The 15,443-nt window shown below is 65.7% G+C and carries 14 protein-coding genes and 1 tRNA gene; 5 read left to right on the top strand and 10 right to left on the bottom strand.

Annotated features, from left to right (window positions below):
* Positions 1 to 602: 602 nt before the first annotated feature.
* Both P1J78_RS17035 and uvrB read right to left on the bottom strand, forming a co-directional pair.
* Positions 603 to 1,679 carry an IS5 family transposase gene (locus tag P1J78_RS17035; protein WP_275568581.1) on the bottom strand — a complete coding sequence of 359 codons (1,077 nt, stop codon included), beginning with the start codon at positions 1,677 to 1,679 and terminating at the stop codon, positions 603 to 605.
* 296 nt (positions 1,680 to 1,975) lie between these two features.
* Positions 1,976 to 4,171 (bottom strand): excinuclease ABC subunit UvrB, encoded by a 2,196-nt coding sequence (uvrB, locus tag P1J78_RS17030; protein WP_275568580.1) that lies wholly within the window; start codon positions 4,169 to 4,171, stop codon positions 1,976 to 1,978.
* A gap of 420 nt (positions 4,172 to 4,591) precedes the next feature.
* Between uvrB and P1J78_RS17025 the strand changes: the two genes are divergently transcribed.
* From P1J78_RS17025 to P1J78_RS17005, 5 genes are all read left to right on the top strand, one after another.
* Entirely contained in the window at positions 4,592 to 4,903 is a 312-nt protein-coding gene (locus P1J78_RS17025) for an ETC complex I subunit (RefSeq protein ID WP_275568579.1), read from the top strand.
* 99 nt (positions 4,904 to 5,002) lie between these two features.
* A tRNA-Arg gene (locus tag P1J78_RS17020) sits at positions 5,003 to 5,079 on the top strand.
* Positions 5,080 to 5,476: 397 nt separating this feature from the next.
* Positions 5,477 to 6,424, top strand: a complete 948-nt coding sequence (locus tag P1J78_RS17015; protein ID WP_275568578.1) for a transporter substrate-binding domain-containing protein — start codon at positions 5,477 to 5,479, stop codon at positions 6,422 to 6,424.
* Between the two features lie 89 nt (positions 6,425 to 6,513).
* Positions 6,514 to 7,383, top strand: a complete 870-nt coding sequence (locus P1J78_RS17010) for an amino acid ABC transporter permease (RefSeq protein ID WP_275568577.1) — start codon at positions 6,514 to 6,516, stop codon at positions 7,381 to 7,383.
* A gap of 6 nt (positions 7,384 to 7,389) precedes the next feature.
* Entirely contained in the window at positions 7,390 to 8,178 is a 789-nt protein-coding gene (locus P1J78_RS17005) for an amino acid ABC transporter ATP-binding protein (protein ID WP_275568576.1), read from the top strand.
* A gap of 136 nt (positions 8,179 to 8,314) precedes the next feature.
* Here the strand turns inward: P1J78_RS17005 and P1J78_RS17000 are convergent, their stop codons facing one another.
* From P1J78_RS17000 to P1J78_RS16965, 8 genes are all read right to left on the bottom strand, one after another.
* A complete protein-coding gene (locus tag P1J78_RS17000; RefSeq protein ID WP_275568575.1) occupies positions 8,315 to 9,781 on the bottom strand; it encodes an ArnT family glycosyltransferase in 1,467 nt (488 codons plus the stop codon).
* Positions 9,747 to 10,064, bottom strand: coding sequence for a lipid-A-disaccharide synthase N-terminal domain-containing protein (locus tag P1J78_RS16995; RefSeq protein ID WP_275568574.1), 318 nt, complete (start codon positions 10,062 to 10,064; stop codon positions 9,747 to 9,749). The genes P1J78_RS17000 and P1J78_RS16995 overlap by 35 nt, the downstream gene beginning before the upstream one ends.
* Positions 10,061 to 10,843: a glycosyltransferase family 2 protein gene (locus P1J78_RS16990; protein WP_275568573.1), complete on the bottom strand. Its 783-nt coding sequence runs from the start codon at positions 10,841 to 10,843 to the stop codon at positions 10,061 to 10,063. The genes P1J78_RS16995 and P1J78_RS16990 overlap by 4 nt, the downstream gene beginning before the upstream one ends.
* Positions 10,844 to 11,086: 243 nt before the next feature.
* Positions 11,087 to 11,755: a NapC/NirT family cytochrome c gene (locus P1J78_RS16985; RefSeq protein WP_275568572.1), complete on the bottom strand. Its 669-nt coding sequence runs from the start codon at positions 11,753 to 11,755 to the stop codon at positions 11,087 to 11,089.
* Positions 11,756 to 11,761: 6 nt separating this feature from the next.
* On the bottom strand, positions 11,762 to 12,214 hold the full coding sequence (locus P1J78_RS16980; RefSeq protein WP_275568571.1) for a nitrate reductase cytochrome c-type subunit: 453 nt from the start codon (positions 12,212 to 12,214) through the stop codon (positions 11,762 to 11,764).
* Complete coding sequence (gene napA / locus P1J78_RS16975) at positions 12,214 to 14,706, bottom strand: nitrate reductase catalytic subunit NapA (protein WP_275568570.1); 2,493 nt, start codon at positions 14,704 to 14,706, stop codon at positions 12,214 to 12,216. Before napA ends, P1J78_RS16980 begins: the two co-directional genes overlap by 1 nt.
* A complete protein-coding gene (locus tag P1J78_RS16970) occupies positions 14,703 to 14,966 on the bottom strand; it encodes a chaperone NapD (RefSeq protein ID WP_275568569.1) in 264 nt (87 codons plus the stop codon). The genes napA and P1J78_RS16970 overlap by 4 nt, the downstream gene beginning before the upstream one ends.
* Positions 14,959 to 15,441, bottom strand: coding sequence for a ferredoxin-type protein NapF (locus P1J78_RS16965; protein ID WP_275568568.1), 483 nt, complete (start codon positions 15,439 to 15,441; stop codon positions 14,959 to 14,961). The genes P1J78_RS16970 and P1J78_RS16965 overlap by 8 nt, the downstream gene beginning before the upstream one ends.
* Between the last annotated feature and the right edge of the window lie 2 nt (positions 15,442 to 15,443).

Raw genomic sequence — 15,443 nt, 5'->3', positions numbered from 1 at the left:
GCGTATCGCTCCTTCGGGAGGTTCTGGCAGGCTTCAGCACCCGCCACGATACGCCGCCTTCTCAGGCGCCATCACCCAATTTCAGCCATAGCTGTCGGAGAGGCGGCCACATATGAGTTCGGCTCCGGACGACCGGAGATACTACAAAAGGACTGGAGACTCTGCATATGCAATGGAGCATTACGATGTCGAAGACCTTATGTCTCGTAGGCGGGTTGCTGAGCTCGATCTAGATTGGGAAGTAGAGTTGCGATCTCGCTCTGGAAGAAGTTATAAATTCGCAATACTGCCAAGTCTTTACAATTCCTCAGACGTTACGGCGTTTTATCCATATTTTGAGTTCAGAAGGTATAAGGGATTTGGCGCAGGAAGGGGCGCAATGCCAGGGTTTAATCATATCTCCGGGCGCGAAGACTGGGTGGTGGCCATGCCGGAAATGGGTGTGGTTGTGAATCCAGGGCAGTCAATAAGGCCAGCTGAGCACCTCTATCAACGGGTTCAGAGCGTTGGGATCGAAGACGGTTGGGGCTGCTGCGTGTCCCGGGCATTCTGTGACGAGCCGCTGTGGGTGGCGCGGCCGGTCGCTCCGGCGCGCTTGTGACCTACGCGACGCCTGCGCGCCTGACCTGGACCAGCCTGTGCATGTTGTAGGCGATATTCGAGAGGCCGATCTTCGCTTTGGCACGGACAATCCCGATGGTTCGGATCGCCAGCCTCATCGGCCCCTTCTGATAAGCGAAGACATGCTCTACCGGCGCTCTGTGCCTTGATCGTGTGGCATTGCCGCGCCGGATATGAGCAGGCATCGGTTTGCCCTTGGGTTTGCGGTGATGGACGCAGGACGTGAAGTCGTTCTTTTCCATGAACCGCTCGTTCTGCTTCGATCGGTAGGCGCTGTCTGCCCAGACCTTCTGGCCAGTGTTGGTGCTGTCAAGCAGCCCGCGCCGCAACATCCGGCCATCATGGCGGCTGGCATCTGTCACGTCCCATTTCCGGATGAACCGGTGGCGCCGGTCGATGCTGGTATGGGCCTTGTAGCCGAAGGTCGGGATCGCGATGTCGGGTTGCGGCTTGCCGTCTTCACGCACCCGGGCCTTGCCGAACTGGACTGTCCAGCGGGCGTCCATGTCCTTCTGGCACAGCTTCGCGGGATTGCCCTTCCAGTCCTCGGGGACACGCCCGGCCTTCACATCCTGCTTTTCGCCCTCGGTATTCCGCTGCTTGGGCGCTGACACCAGGCTGGCATCGACGATCTGGCCGGACATCGGGATATAGCCGGCCTTGCGGATCGCCAGATCAAACCGAGCAAACAGCGCCTCGATCGCCCCGGCCTTGATCAACCTCTCGCGGAAGGCCCAGATCGTCTTGGCATCCGGAACCCGGTCGGTCAGACCCAGCCCCAGAAACCGCATGAACGACAGCCGGTCGTTGATCAGGAACTCCGCGCGGTCATCGCTGAGATTGTTCTGCGCCTGGATGATCAGGATCTTGAACATCATAACGGGATCGAAGGGGGGCCGCCCGCCCTTGGCGCCATCGCTGTAATCCAACGCTCCGTCGAGATCGGTCCGGAAAATTTCGAAGTCCACAACCGCAGCATAGGCTTCAAGTTGATCGCCGATATCGCTCAGCCGGCGTAGCCGCTCATCAACGTCAAATAATCCGGGCGACTTGGCCATCCGATCCTCCGAAATCCGTGCAGACGGATTGAATCAGACAGCGGCCGATTTTGCGAGGTAAATAGAGGTGCTCAGCTTGCTTTGGGTTCGAAGTCATTAAGAATGAGAAACATGGAACTTGGTGGTACAAGGATAATCATCCAGATGGTCAGTCCTTCGAATACAGATTCGGTTGTCAAGATCGGCCGGCCAAGGAAGGCAATCTACTAATCCCACGATCAAGACTGAATGAAATCTTAATCGAAAGATTTTCGCTCGATATGCAGTACCTTTAGCGGCCCGCATCAGGCATTGTATCACCCCTTCCGCCGCTTCACATTCCCCCCACGCTGCCCCGCGCGCCCGGCGGTACTCCGGCCCTTCGAGCCGACCGCCGCCTCGGCGGCCTTTTCCACGGCCTGCTGGCGGGCGAGGGGATCGTCGTGGACGGCGAGGTCCACCGCCTCCAGCCGCTTGATCTCGTCGCGCAGGCGGGCGGCCTCCTCGAATTCCAGGTTCTCGGCCGCCTTGCGCATATCGTCGCGGAGGCCTTCGAGATGGGCCTGCAGGTTCTCGCCCGGCTTCACCTTGTCGACCTTGGCCGTCACGCGGTTCATGTCGGTGTCGCCCTGGTAGAGGCCGGCCAAAACGTCCTCGACGTTCTTGCGGACGGTCTCGGGCGTGATGCCGTGTTCGGTGTTGTAGGCGAGCTGTTTCTCGCGGCGGCGCTCGGTCTCGTTCAACGCGCGCTCCATCGAGCCGGTGATCCGGTCGGCATACATGATGACGCGGCCGTCGGCGTTGCGGGCGGCGCGGCCGATGGTCTGGATCAGCGAGGTCTCGGAGCGCAGGAAGCCCTCCTTGTCGGCGTCGAGGATGGCGACGAGGCCGCATTCGGGGATGTCGAGCCCCTCGCGCAGGAGGTTGATGCCGACCAGCACGTCGAAGGCGCCGAGGCGCAGGTCGCGGAGGATCTCGATGCGCTCGATCGTGTCGATGTCGGAATGCATGTAGCGCACGCGGATGCCCTGTTCGTGCAGGTATTCGGTCAGGTCCTCGGCCATGCGCTTGGTCAGCGTGGTGACGAGGGTGCGGTAGCCGGCCTGCGCCACGCGGCGCACCTCGTCGAGGAGGTCGTCGACCTGCATCTCGACGGGGCGAATCTCCACCTGCGGGTCGAGGAGGCCGGTGGGGCGGATGACCTGCTCGGTGAAGACGCCGCCGGTCTGCTCCATCTCCCAGCTGCCCGGCGTGGCGGAGACGTAGATGGATTGCGGGCGCATGGCGTCCCATTCCTCGAACTTGAGGGGGCGGTTGTCCATGCAGGACGGCAGGCGGAAGCCGTGCTCGGCCAGGGTGAACTTGCGCCGGTAGTCGCCGCGATACATGCCGCCGATCTGCGGGACGGAGACGTGGGACTCGTCGCAGAAGACGAGCGCGTCGTCGGGGATGAATTCGAACAGGGTCGGGGGCGGCTCGCCGGGCGCGCGGCCGGTGAGGTAGCGGGAATAGTTCTCGATGCCGTTGCAGGAGCCGGTGGCTTCCAGCATCTCCAGGTCGAAGTTGGTGCGCTGTTCGAGGCGCTGGGCCTCCAGCAGCTTGCCCTCGTTCACGAGTTGGTCGAGGCGGGTGCGCAGCTCCTTCTTGATGCCGATGACCGCCTGGTTGAGCGTGGGGCGCGGCGTGACGTAGTGCGAGTTGGCGTAGACGCGGACGCGGTCGAACGTGTCGGTCTTCTCGCCGGTGAGCGGGTCGAACTCGGTGATCGATTCGAGCTCCTCGCCGAAGAAGGACAGCCGCCAGGCGCGATCCTCGAGGTGGGCGGGGTGGATTTCGAGCACGTCGCCGCGCACCCGGAACGAGCCACGCTGGAACGCCTGGTCGTTGCGGCGGTATTGCTGGGCAACGAGGTCGGCCATCACCTGGCGCTGGTCGTATTCGCGGCCGACATGCAGGTCCTGGGTCATGGCACCGTAGGTCTCGACCGAGCCGATGCCGTAGATGCAGGAGACCGAGGCGACGATGATCACGTCGTCGCGTTCCAGAAGCGCCCGTGTGGCGGAGTGGCGCATCCGGTCGATCTGTTCGTTGATCTGGGATTCTTTTTCTATGTAGGTGTCCGTCCGGGGCACGTAGGCCTCGGGCTGGTAGTAATCGTAGTAGGACACGAAGTATTCCACGGCGTTGTCGGGGAAGAAGCCCTTGAACTCGCCGTAGAGCTGGGCGGCCAGCGTCTTGTTCGGGGCGAGGATGATCGCCGGGCGCTGGGTCTCCTCGATCACCTTGGCCATGGTGTAGGTCTTGCCGGTGCCGGTGGCGCCCAAGAGAACCTGGTCGCGCTCGGCGTCGCGCACGCCCTGGCTGAGCTCGGCGATGGCGGTGGGCTGGTCGCCGGCCGGCGTGAACTCCGTCTGCATGACGATGCGCTTGCCGCCTTCGAGCTTCTCGCGCGCGCGCACGTCCTCGGCGGCGGCGTGCAGGATCGGCATCTGGTCGGGGCGGTTGTTGTGCATGACGGGGACTCGATGGAGGCTGGGAGAGACTCGGGGGCTGCCGCGGCTGTTTCACAATTGTACCTGCCGCCTGGGGCTTCAACCCCCGGCCGCTGACAGCGTTCCGTCAGGATCTGTCATGATATGGCGGGAGCCGCCGGCGCCGGCCCGCCGCCGGTGTCCCGGGGGCAACGGCAAGAAAGCGCGCATAACAACCTAAAGTTTATTTCGTATTGTGCCCGTCGCGCGATTCGACTAGCGTGATCGGGCAAGCAGCAGCGGGCTGCCGGCCGGTGGCGTTGCACCCACCCCACCCCTCAATGACATACGTCACCGGCCGGCAGTCTCGTTTGCCCTCCCGATCCCCGATGCGATGAATTGCGCGGTTGCGAAGCGGCCGGTTTCTCTGTCATATCCCGTTCGGAAGACAGGAGAAGCTCCATGCCTGCGCGCATCTACCGTCCCGCCCGCAACACGATGCAATCCGGGACCGCCAAGACCAAGCAGTGGATCCTCGAATTCGCGCCGGACTCGGCGCGCGAGGTCGATCCGCTGATGGGCTGGACCACATCCGGCGACATGCAGGCGCAGGTGCGGCTGCGGTTCCCGACGAAGGAGGCGGCGCTGGACTATGCCAAGGAGCACGGCATCGAGGCGCAGGTCTTCGAGCCGCACAAGCGCAAGCCGAACATCCGCGCCCGCGGCTATGGCGAGAACTTCGCCACCGACCGCCGCGGCGCGTGGACGCACTAGGCCCCGACGCGACCTGCGCGGTTGTGCGGACGAAATCCGCCCCGCGCCGCCGCTTCATCTTGATTTTCCCACGAGGCAAGGGCATTCCGGTCCCGGTGCGGCCCCTTAGCTCAACCGGATAGAGCAGCTGACTTCTAATCAGCAGGTTGGGGGTTCGAGTCCTCCAGGGGTCGCCAGCCGAACAGTGTACAGCCCGGAGACATGGGGAACAGCGTGGTCCCGGCTGTCGCGGAATCCCCGACTACCGGGCGCACCTCGCGGCCCTCGGTCGCCTCAATCCGGCCCGCGCCGCCGCCGGACGGGGCGCCCAAACAGTCGCCCCTTCAGCCGTCCCGCCGCCTGCCGCGACAGCCGTCGGTTTCTCAAGGACCGGGGGCCTTCGGGGAGGCGGGATCGCAAAGACGCTTGCAATCACAAAGCGATAGGGGATTTGCGTCGTGGCAGGCCATCCTGCCCCCGCGTCACATGAGAATGTGATTTTTGAGCGCACCAAACGACTTAGTCTAAAACACCATACTCCGGGAACCCGCGCCCAAGACGGGTCAGAGTGAACCAACACGGGAGCCGAGAACGATGCCATCGAATGCCACAAAACAGGTTCTGAAGTCGCACAGCGCGAGGGTCTTGGCGCTGTCATGCGCGGTGGGGTTGCTGAGTGCCGGTGCAATCCACGCACAGGATACTCCTGCACAGGACGTCGATACCGAGCTTCGGGATTTGCTGCCCGCGGATATCAAGGAGGCCGGGACCATCGTCGCCTCGGGGGCGTTCGACAACCCGCCCGCGATCTTCGCGGACGTCAACGATACCAGCGTCGCGAAGGGCATCGCGCCCGACCTGTCCCACGCGATGGGCGAGATCCTCGGCGTGACCTTCGAGTGGCGAAACACGCAGTGGCCGGGTCAGCTGCCCGGTCTGGATGCCGGCACGTTCGATGTCGTTTGGGGTCAGATATCGGTGACGGAGCAGCGCGAGCGGGAACTCATCGACCTGGTGCCGTGGTATCAATCCGGTATCGGCTTCCTCGTTGAAGAGGGCAACCCCAGCGAGGTCTCCGACTGGGAGAGCCTTTGCGGGCAGATCGTCGGCGTTTCGCTCGGCTCGATTTTCGTGGACGTGGTGAAGAATGCCAGCGCCAAGTATTGTGCCGACAGTGCCGCGATCAGGATCAACGAGTATCAGGGCAACGAGGAGCCTGCCCTCCGGTCGGGACAGGTCAACGCCGTCATGGACACCTATACGGTTCTGACCCAGATGGCGGACGCCATTCCCGGTGTGGAGGCCGTCGAGCTGCCGCAGGAGCAATCGTTCGAGTTCTTCCCCGGGCTTGCGGGGATCGGCGTATCGAAGGAAGACCCCGGGCTGTCGAAGGCACTGGCCGGCGCCCTGCGGAGTCTTCACGAGAACGGCACCTGGCAGGCGATCGCGGAACGCTATGACGCCGGAGCCGACGTTCCGCCACTGGACCTGGTGAAGGTAAATGCACTCACGGACACGCCGGTCGGCGAAATGGCGAACTGAACGCGAACGTGCGGGGCGGCCTTTGCCGCCCCGGTCCTCGCCTATGGCCTGGCGTTTACTTCAGTCTCAGCCGGTGAAGGAGCCAACCGATGACCAATGTGAGTATCACGGACGCGAAAGACGTCCGTGAACAGATCGATCCCGATGCGGCCGTCGTGCCGGTCCGGCACTGGGGGCGCTTGCTGCTCTCGGTCGTTGTTGCGTTATTGGTACTACAGGTTTTCTGGTCCTTTGCGACGAACCCCTTCATTCATTGGGAGGTTGTCGCGTCTTTCCTGTTGGCGCCGACCATTCTGAAGGGCTTGCTGGCCACGCTGGAGATCTCGGTGATCGCGGTCGTTCTGTCGACGGTGATTGCCGTTGTCGTGGCGGTCATGCGTATGTCGAAAAGCGTGGTCCTCAGCACGGTGGCGTTCGGCTATGTGTTCGTGTTCCGGGGCATTCCGCTGATCGTGTTGCTGATCCTGGTCGGCAATATCGGGCTGTTCATGAAACAGGTCAGTCTGGGCATCCCCTTTACGGATATCACGTTCTTCTCGGCCCCGACCAATCGCATCTTCACGCCTTTCGTGGCGTCGATCATCGGTCTGTCCCTGTGCGCGTCGGCCTATATGAGCGAGATCGTTCGCGGTGGCTTGCTGTCCATCGGGCGCGGTCAGTATCAGGCGGCGATGGCGCTCGGGATGGATGGGCGCCAGACCCTCCGGTACATTCTGTTGCCGCAAGCGATGCGGGTCATCGTGCCTCCGATGGGGAACGAATTCATCACCACGATCAAGATGTCGGCGCTGGTCGCCGTGATTGCCGGTGGTGATCTTCTGACGGTTGCGCAGTCGATCTCCGGCGTCAACTACCGCACCATCGAGATGCTGTTTGTCGCCACCTTCTGGTACCTGGCGGTGGTCGCGGCCAGTTCGATCATTCAGCATTTCGTCGAGCGATTTACGGCGGAAAAGTAGCACGACATGTCCGAGAAACGTGAAGAGATGCAGAATCCGGTCGTCGAAATCAACGGCGTGAACAAATCCTACGGCCACCATCAGGTGTTATACGACATCGATCTGACCGTCGATCGTGGCGAAACCGTCTGCGTGATCGGGCCGTCGGGGTCGGGCAAGAGCACCCTGTTGCGGTGCATCAACTTCCTTGAGGAGATCGATGCGGGGCAAATCTGGGTGAACGACACGCTGATCGGGTATCGTGTCGCCAATGGCCGGCTGCACGAAATGCGCGAGCGGGAAGCCTGCAAGCAACGGGTCGATATCGGGATGGTGTTCCAGCACTTCAACCTGTTCCCGCATATGACCGCGCTCCAGAACATCACGCTTTCGCCCGTTCTGAACAAGGGCGTGCCAAAGGCGGAAGCGAGGGCGCATGGGTTGGAATTGCTGGAGCGGGTCGGCCTGAAGGGCCGCGAAAACCACTATCCCTCGCAGCTCTCGGGCGGGCAGCAGCAGCGTGTTGCCATCGCCCGGGCGCTGGCCATGAAGCCGTTCCTGATGCTTTTCGACGAGCCGACAAGCGCGCTGGACCCGGAACTGGTGGGCGAAGTGCTGTCCGTCATGAGGGACCTGGCGAAATCGGGAAGCATGACGCTGATCGTGGTCACGCACGAAATCGGCTTCGCGCGCGAAGTCGGCGACCGGGTGGTGTTCATGGACGAGGGGCGCGTTGTCGAGATCGGCCCGCCGGAGAAACTCCTGGACTCGCCGAAGGAAGAGCGCACGAAGGCGTTCCTGTCCGCGGTGCTCTGAGGTTACCGGGCGCATTGGCCGCCTGACGTCCGGACCGGAAGCTGTCGTATTCGGTGGCGCGGATGACAGGCTGCTGCACGTGGTCCGGGATCGCAGGGCCGCCCATCGTCTACCGTTTCCCGCGGAACGGCCGCTGTCAGGCGGGGCGCCAGCAGGCGCGGGGCGCCCGGAAGACGCGGACGGTCCGGTCCTGGTAGGCGCCCGGTCCCGGCTGCCATTGGGCGACGGACTCGGCGCTTTCGCAGACGGGGGCGTCGGCCTGGATCACGACCAGGAGGACCGGGGCGCCGCCGTCCAGCGGAAGCGTGCGGCGCTGGGCGTAGTAATGCGGCGGCCGCCCGTCGATCGGCGCCGAATAGACGCGAAGCCCCGTGTCGCGCGCGGCATAGGTGAGGTCGGCCAGCACGCTGCGATGCGTCGCGACGATGGCGTCGAGGCCCTCGGCGCGGGCGATGTCGAAGACCCGATGCGCCAGATCGGTCCGCCCGGTGTAGCGCGCGAGGACCAGGCGCTCGGCGCTGCCGAGGGTCCAGGTCGTCGTCTGGGTGGCGGCCAGCGGGATGGCGACGACGAAGGCCAGGTTGACCGCCAGCGCGGCCCAGAACACCCGGCGTGCGCGCTGCCAGAGCACCGGCACGACCAGCAGCAGCGCCGCGGCATAGGCCGTCACGCCCCAGTTCGCGTAGGCCTTGGACAGGAGCGCCTGCGCACAGACCAGAACCAGGATCGGCGCCGACATCCAGACGAGCCACCTCTGCCGCCAGTCGCCGCCGCGCAGCGCCCGGGCCGCGATCCACAGGTAGGCGGCGAACAGGACCGGTCCCATGACGGCGAATTGCGAGACGAGGAATTCCAGCATGCCCGCGAAGTTCAGGGAGAGACCCGGGCTGCGCACCCATTCGACATTGTCGGCGGTGTGCGACAGCGTCGTCAGGTCGTTCTGCAGGTTCCAGATCACGTTGGGCGCGAAGACCAGCGCGGCGACGGCCGCGGCGATGGCGGCGTCGCGCCAGGCGATCCGGGCGCGGGGCACGGCGACCGCCGCCAGACCGGCGCAGATGACGAAGTAGATCGCGGCGTATTTGGACAGCATCCCGAGCCCCAGGCACAGCCCCAGCCCGGCGGCGGCCCAGGGCGAGCGGCGCTCGGTCAGCACGAGGTAGAGCCAGAGGGCGCCGGCGAAGAACGGCATCAGGACCGTGTCGGTGGAGAACAGAAAGGATCCCAGCGCGACGCAGGGCATCGTGGCATAGGCGAGCGCCACCATGGCGGCTGGCACCGGCGCGGCGATGCGGCGCGCGGCCCCCATGAGAACGAGGGCGGTGGCCGCGTGCAGGAAGGCGCCGGGCAGGCGGACCCAGAGCGCGGCATCGCTGCCGGCGATGTCGGTGACGGCCCGGATCACCCAGGCGATCAGCGGCGGCTTCGAGTAGTAGCCCCAGTCCAGGTCCTGCGACCACAGCCAGTACTGCGCCTCGTCGACGAACAGGTCGGCCGTCGACAGCGGCAGCAGGGCCAGCCGATACGCGGTAATCGCGACAAGCGCGCCCAGGACCAGCGTGACGGCGTCAACCGGTCTGGGTCGCGGCGCGCTTTTCTGCATAGATCAGCCAGAGATTCCGGGAATAGATCACGACGCCGAGCGATTGCCCGAGGATGAACACCGGGTCCTGCCGGTGGATCGCATAGGCCAGGAGCGTCAGCCCGCCCGAGATCGACAGCCACCAGAACAGCTCTGGCACGACCGAGCGGCTTTCCCGTTCGGACGCGATCCACTGGACGATGAACCGCATGGAGAACATGAGCTGCGCGCCCAGTCCCACCAGAACCCAGATCAGCTCGGCCCGGGTCTGGACCTTGAAGAATTCGAGCGCGGCGTCGATCACGCGGCGGCCTCCTGTTTTTCCTGCGGCGCGGCGTTGGGCGCAACCTCGGGCGCAGCTGCAGAGCGTTCCACGGGCTGCACCGTCTTGGCGCGGCGCAGCAGCCACGCCACGCCGATCAGGTCGTGAATCCCGACCAGCGCGCGATGCAGGTTGTTGTACTTGGACACGCCGCCGCCCCGCGCGCGGTGGGCGACGTCGATATGCGCGATCTCCCAGCCGTGGCGCGCGAACAGCGCCGGCAGGAAGCGGTGCATGTGGTTGAAATAGGGCAGGGCGAGGAAGGCGTCGCGGCGGAACGCCTTGAGCCCGCAGCCGGTGTCGCGGGTGCCGTCGGACAGGATGCGGCTGCGCAGGCCGTTGGCAAAGCGCGAGGCCGCCCGTTTCGACCAGCTGTCCCGCCGCCGGGCGCGCTGCCCCGCGACCAGGCCCAGCCGGGCGGGCGCGTCGGGCGCGAGGAACGGCGCGACGAGCCGCGGGATTTCCGAGGGCGGGTTCTGCAGATCGCCGTCCAGGGTGCAGACGATGTCGCCGCGGGCCGCCGACACGCCGCTATGCACCGCGGCCGACTGGCCGCCGGCGACGGGGTGCTGCAGCAGGCGGAGCCCATCGAACTCGCCCTGCATCCGCTCGATCCGCGCGGCGGTGTCGTCGGTCGAGCCGTCGTCGACGAGGATCACCTCGAATTCGCCGATCGCGGCGCAGGCCTCGCGGATCTCGCGCACCAGCGGTTCGACGTTTTCGGCTTCGTTGTGCATCGGGCACACAATCGAGACAGCCATATCCAGAATCCCAACCTGCTCGACCCTGCCAGAGGCTGCCCTGCTCCCGACGGAGTCGGCCCCAGCTTCGGTCGCGGAAGGGTACGCGACCGCATCGGGACATTCAAGTTCCACCGGCCCGGCCTGGGTGGCCCTCCGCCGATGCCGGGTGCGGTGCCGTCTCGGTTCCCGGGCGGCCGGCCTTCACGCGCGCCGTGGGCTGCAAAAGGGTCCGCGCGGCCGGCAGCCGCGCGGCCCGCGGGGCTAGTCGCCGTCGGTCCCCGACCGGAGATAGGCGTCCAGTTCCGGCACGTCGGCTTGCGTCACCGTCAGCGGTCCGGTCCCGTGCGCGGCCGTCTCGGCCGACATGTCCGGCAGGCTGTGGGCGATGCCCTTGTGACAGTCGATGCAGGTGTCGTCGCCCTCGCCCAGCCCGCGCTGGTGCGCATCCGCGGCCCGCGGGCTCTGCTGCGAGAAGTCCATGGCCGGGAAGGAATGGCAGTTGCGGCATTCCAGGCTGTCATTCGCCTCGAACCGCGCCCATTCGCGCTGGGCCATTTCCAGGCGGTGCGCCTCGAATTTCTCCGGCGTGTCGATGGTGCCGAACAGCCAGCCATAGACCTCCTTCGACGCCGCCATCTTGCGGGCGATCTTGTCGGTCCATTCATGCGGCACGTGGCAGTCGGAGCATTTCGCCCGCACGCCCGAGGCGTTGGTGAAATGCACCGTCTGCTGCAGGTCGGCATAGACGTTCACGCGCATCTCGTGACAGCCGGTGCAGAAGGCTTCGGTATTCGTCGCCTCCAGCGCGGTGTTGAACCCGCCCCAGAACAGGATGCCGCAGATGAAGCCGCCGAGCGTCAGGAAGCCCAGCGAGAAATGCATGCTGGGCCGGCGCATCGCGGTCCAGAGATTCTTGATGAAACGCCACATGGGGGATCACTCCTCCGGCATCGTCAGTAGGGTGTCGATGTCGATGAAGGTGTTGTTCACCAGCGGAACGTCGGGGTGCTGCGGCACGTGGCACTGGTTGCAGAAGTACCGCCGCGGCGAGACCGAAGCGAGCACCTGGCCGTGCCGGTCGATATAATGCGTCACCGAGACCATCGGCGCCTGGCTGCGCTGGGTCGCGGCGCGGGCGTGGCAGCTGAGGCAGCGGTTGTAGTTCGCGCTGACCTCGTAGCCCTCGATGTCGTGCGGGATGATCGGCGGCTGCTCGGGGTAGTTCCGCGCAGGGCGGAGGCCGGTTTCCTCCACCGGCCGCATCGGCGGCGGCATCTCGTCGTTCAACGGGTCGGTCATGCGCAGCGTCGAGATGTTCGACTGCTGCGCCACGGCGATCCCCGCGATCAGGCAGCCGGCGGCGAGCGTCTTCAGTCCCAGGTATCGCATCAGGCGGCCTCCACTTTGCAGGCGCATTTCTTGAAGTCGGTCTGTTTCGAGATCGGGTCCGTCGCGTCCAGCGTCAGCTTGTTGATCAGCTGGTTGGCGTCGAACCACGGCACGAAGATCAGCCCGCGCGGCACCCGGTTGCGCCCGCGCGTCTCCACCCGGGTCAGCATGTCGCCCCGGCGTGAGGTGAGCTTGACGGCGCTGCCGCGGTGCAGCCCCAGCGACGCGGCGTCCTCGGGGTGCATGTAGACCATCGCATCGGGGTAGGCCTTGTGCAGCTCGGGCACCCGGTCGGTCATCGATCCGGAGTGCCAGTGCTCCAGCACGCGGCCGGTGACCAGCCAGAACGGGTACTCGTCGTCCGGGCTTTCGGCCGGCGGCTCGTAGGGCAGGGCGAAGATGTTCGCGCGGCCGTCGGGCTTGCCGTAGAAGTCCCAGCCGGCGCCCTCGGTGACGTAAGGATCGTAGCCCTCGCGGAAGCGCCACCTGGTCTCCTGCCCGTCCACCACCGGCCAGCGCAGGCCGCGCACCTGATGGTAGGTGTCGAAATCGGCCAGGTCGTGGGCGTGGCCGCGGCCGAAGCGGGCGTATTCCTCGAACAGGCCCTTCTGCACGTAAAACCCGAAATGGTCGGATTCGTGGTTCGGGTACTCTTCGGTCTCGGCGACGTCGTAGGCATCGACATTGCCGTTGGCATACAGCACCTCGAACAGGGTCTTGCCGCGATATTCCGGCGCCGCGTCGAGGATCTCGGCGGGCCAGACCTCATCCGTGGTGAACCGCTTGGAGAACTCCATGACCTGCCACAGGTCCGAGCGTGCCTCGCCCGGCGCCGGCGCCAGTTCGTGCCAGAACTGGGTGCGGCGTTCGGCGTTGCCGTAGGCGCCCTCCTTCTCGACCCACATGGCGGTGGGCAGGACAAGGTCGGCCGCCTGCGCGGTGACCGTGGGATAGGCGTCGGAGACGACGATGAAGTTCTCCGGGTTGCGATAGCCGGGATAGGTTTCCTCCAGCATGTTCGGCGCCGCCTGCAGGTTGTTGTTCACCTGGATCCAGTAGGCGTTGATCTCGCCGTCCTTGAGCTTGCGGTTCTGCAGCACGGCATGCGCGCCGACCCAGCCGGGCACGGTGCCCTCGGGCAGTTTCCAGATCTTCTCGGCCGTGGCCCGATGCTCGGGGTTCGCGACCACCAGGTCGGCGGGCAGGCGGTGGGCGAAGGTGCCCACCTCGCGCGCCGTGCCACAGGCCGAGGGCTGGCCGGTGAGCGAGAACGGGGAATTGCCCGGCTCGGCGATCTTGCCGGTCAGCAGGTGGACGTTGTAGATCATGTTGTTCACCCAGACGCCGCGGGTGTGCTGGTTCACGCCCATGGTCCAGAGCGACATCACCTTGGTGTCGGGATCGGCGTAGATCTCGGCCAGCTCCTCGATCCGCCGCGCGGGCACGCCCGACAGCTCCTCGGCGTATTCGAAGGTGTAGGGCTCCAGGAACTCCTCGAACTCCTCGAAGGTCATGTCGGTGAAGCCGCCGGCCGCGTCGGGGTTCTCGGCCGCCTGTTCCAGCGGGTGCTCGGGACGCAGGCCATAGCCGATATCCGGGTTGCCGCGCTTGAAGTTGACGTGCTTGTCCACGAAGTCGGTGTTGACCTTGCCGGTCTTGATGATGTGCCGCGCGATGGCGTTCAGCAGCGCCAGGTCCGTCTGCGGCGTGAAGGTCATCTCGAGGTCGGCGAGGTCGTAGCAGCGGTTGTGATAGGTCGACAGCACCGCGACGCGCACATGCGGCGCCGACAGCCGCCGGTCGGTCAGCCGGGTCCAGAGGATCGGGTGCATCTCGGCCATGTTCGCGCCCCACAGCACGAAGGCGTCGGCATGCTCGAAGTCGTCATAGCAGCCCATCGGCTCGTCGATGCCGAAGGTGCGGATGAAACCGGCGACGGCCGAGGCCATGCAGTGCCGGGCGTTGGGGTCGATGTTGTTCGAGCGGAAGCCGGCCTTGTAGAGCTTGGACGCGGCATAGCCTTCCCACACGGTCCACTGGCCCGAGCCGAACATGCCCACGGCCTCCGGCCCCTTCTCGCGCAGGGTCGCCTTGAATTTCTCGGCCATCACGTCGAAGGCCTCGTCCCAACTGACCTCCTCGAAATCGCCGGTCTTGTCGTAGACGCCGTTGCGCTTGCGCAGCAGCGGCAGGGTCAGCCGGTCGGCGCCGTACATGATCTTGGACAGGAAGTAGCCCTTCACGCAGTTGAGCCCGCGGTTCACCTCGGCCTCGGCGTCGCCGTGGGTGGCGACGACCCGGCCGTTGCGGGTGGCCACCATCACCGAGCAGCCGGTGCCGCAGAACCGGCAGGCGGCCTTGTTCCACTGCAGTTCCGTGCGCTCGCGCTCGGTCACGATGTTCTGGGCCGCGGCGGGGGCGGAGATGCCGGCCGCGGCGCTGGCGGCGGCGATGGCCTGGGATTTCAGGACGTCTCGGCGGGTGAGGTTCATGCGGGCGTCTCCTGGGTTTCTTCGTCTTCTTCGACGTGGTGAAAGACCAGCGTGGCGGCGAGCACGCCGGGCAGAAGCTGGATGCGGGTCAGCGCGTCGCTCAGCTCGCGCTGATGCGGGGCCTCCAGCGTGACGACGAGCTTGCCGGCCTCGCTGCGGGCGTGGATCTCGCAGCCCTCGTCCTCCAGCCGGCGCGACACGTCGTCGAGCGCGTCGGGCTTGGCATGGACCACGAGGCTGGACAGGTGGTGTTCAGGCATTCGGCACGATCTCCACGGCGTTGACGGGGCAGACGGACACGCAGGCGCCGCAGCCGGTGCAGGCAGCGTCGGACACCTCCACCCGCGCGGTGCCGCCAAGCTGCGGACGGGTGCGCAGGGCCATTTCCGGGCAGGCGTCCTCGCAGGCGCGGCACGAGATGCCCAGCGGTTCGAAACAGCTCTCGCCGATCCGCGCGACGGCGGCCATCGGCGGGGTGCGGGCGGTGTCGAACACGTCCTCGGGGCAGGCCTCGGCGCAGGCGCCGCAGAAGGTGCAAGCGCTGGTGAACTCGATGTAGGGGTGCCCGCCGCGCCCCGAGGTGACGATCCCCTCGGGGCAGGCGCGCGTGCAGGCGCCGCAGCCGGTACAGCGCTCGAAGATGCGCTGCGGGTCGGTCCAGGGCATCACGCCCGCGGTTCCATTTCCGCCGAACAGCGCCCGCCGTGGCAGGGCCTCGGCCGTCTTTTCCCCCATGC

This window comes from Psychromarinibacter sediminicola (genome assembly GCF_029168335.1).
Taxonomy (GTDB): Bacteria; Pseudomonadota; Alphaproteobacteria; order Rhodobacterales; family Rhodobacteraceae; genus Psychromarinibacter; species Psychromarinibacter sediminicola.
This window is presented reverse-complemented; position numbering and strand designations above follow the sequence as displayed.

Coding starts and splice junctions, on each gene's coding strand:
- P1J78_RS17035 (WP_275568581.1), bottom strand. CDS start 1,679: ATGGCCAAGTCGCCCGGATTATTTGACGTTGATGAGCGGCTACGCCGG.
- uvrB (WP_275568580.1), bottom strand. CDS start 4,171: ATGCACAACAACCGCCCCGACCAGATGCCGATCCTGCACGCCGCCGCC.
- P1J78_RS17025 (WP_275568579.1), top strand. CDS start 4,592: ATGCCTGCGCGCATCTACCGTCCCGCCCGCAACACGATGCAATCCGGG.
- P1J78_RS17015 (WP_275568578.1), top strand. CDS start 5,477: ATGCCATCGAATGCCACAAAACAGGTTCTGAAGTCGCACAGCGCGAGG.
- P1J78_RS17010 (WP_275568577.1), top strand. CDS start 6,514: ATGACCAATGTGAGTATCACGGACGCGAAAGACGTCCGTGAACAGATC.
- P1J78_RS17005 (WP_275568576.1), top strand. CDS start 7,390: ATGTCCGAGAAACGTGAAGAGATGCAGAATCCGGTCGTCGAAATCAAC.
- P1J78_RS17000 (WP_275568575.1), bottom strand. CDS start 9,781: ATGCAGAAAAGCGCGCCGCGACCCAGACCGGTTGACGCCGTCACGCTG.
- P1J78_RS16990 (WP_275568573.1), bottom strand. CDS start 10,843: ATGGCTGTCTCGATTGTGTGCCCGATGCACAACGAAGCCGAAAACGTC.
- P1J78_RS16985 (WP_275568572.1), bottom strand. CDS start 11,755: ATGTGGCGTTTCATCAAGAATCTCTGGACCGCGATGCGCCGGCCCAGC.
- P1J78_RS16980 (WP_275568571.1), bottom strand. CDS start 12,214: ATGCGATACCTGGGACTGAAGACGCTCGCCGCCGGCTGCCTGATCGCG.
- napA (WP_275568570.1), bottom strand. CDS start 14,706: ATGAACCTCACCCGCCGAGACGTCCTGAAATCCCAGGCCATCGCCGCC.
- P1J78_RS16970 (WP_275568569.1), bottom strand. CDS start 14,966: ATGCCTGAACACCACCTGTCCAGCCTCGTGGTCCATGCCAAGCCCGAC.
- P1J78_RS16965 (WP_275568568.1), bottom strand. CDS start 15,441: ATGGGGGAAAAGACGGCCGAGGCCCTGCCACGGCGGGCGCTGTTCGGC.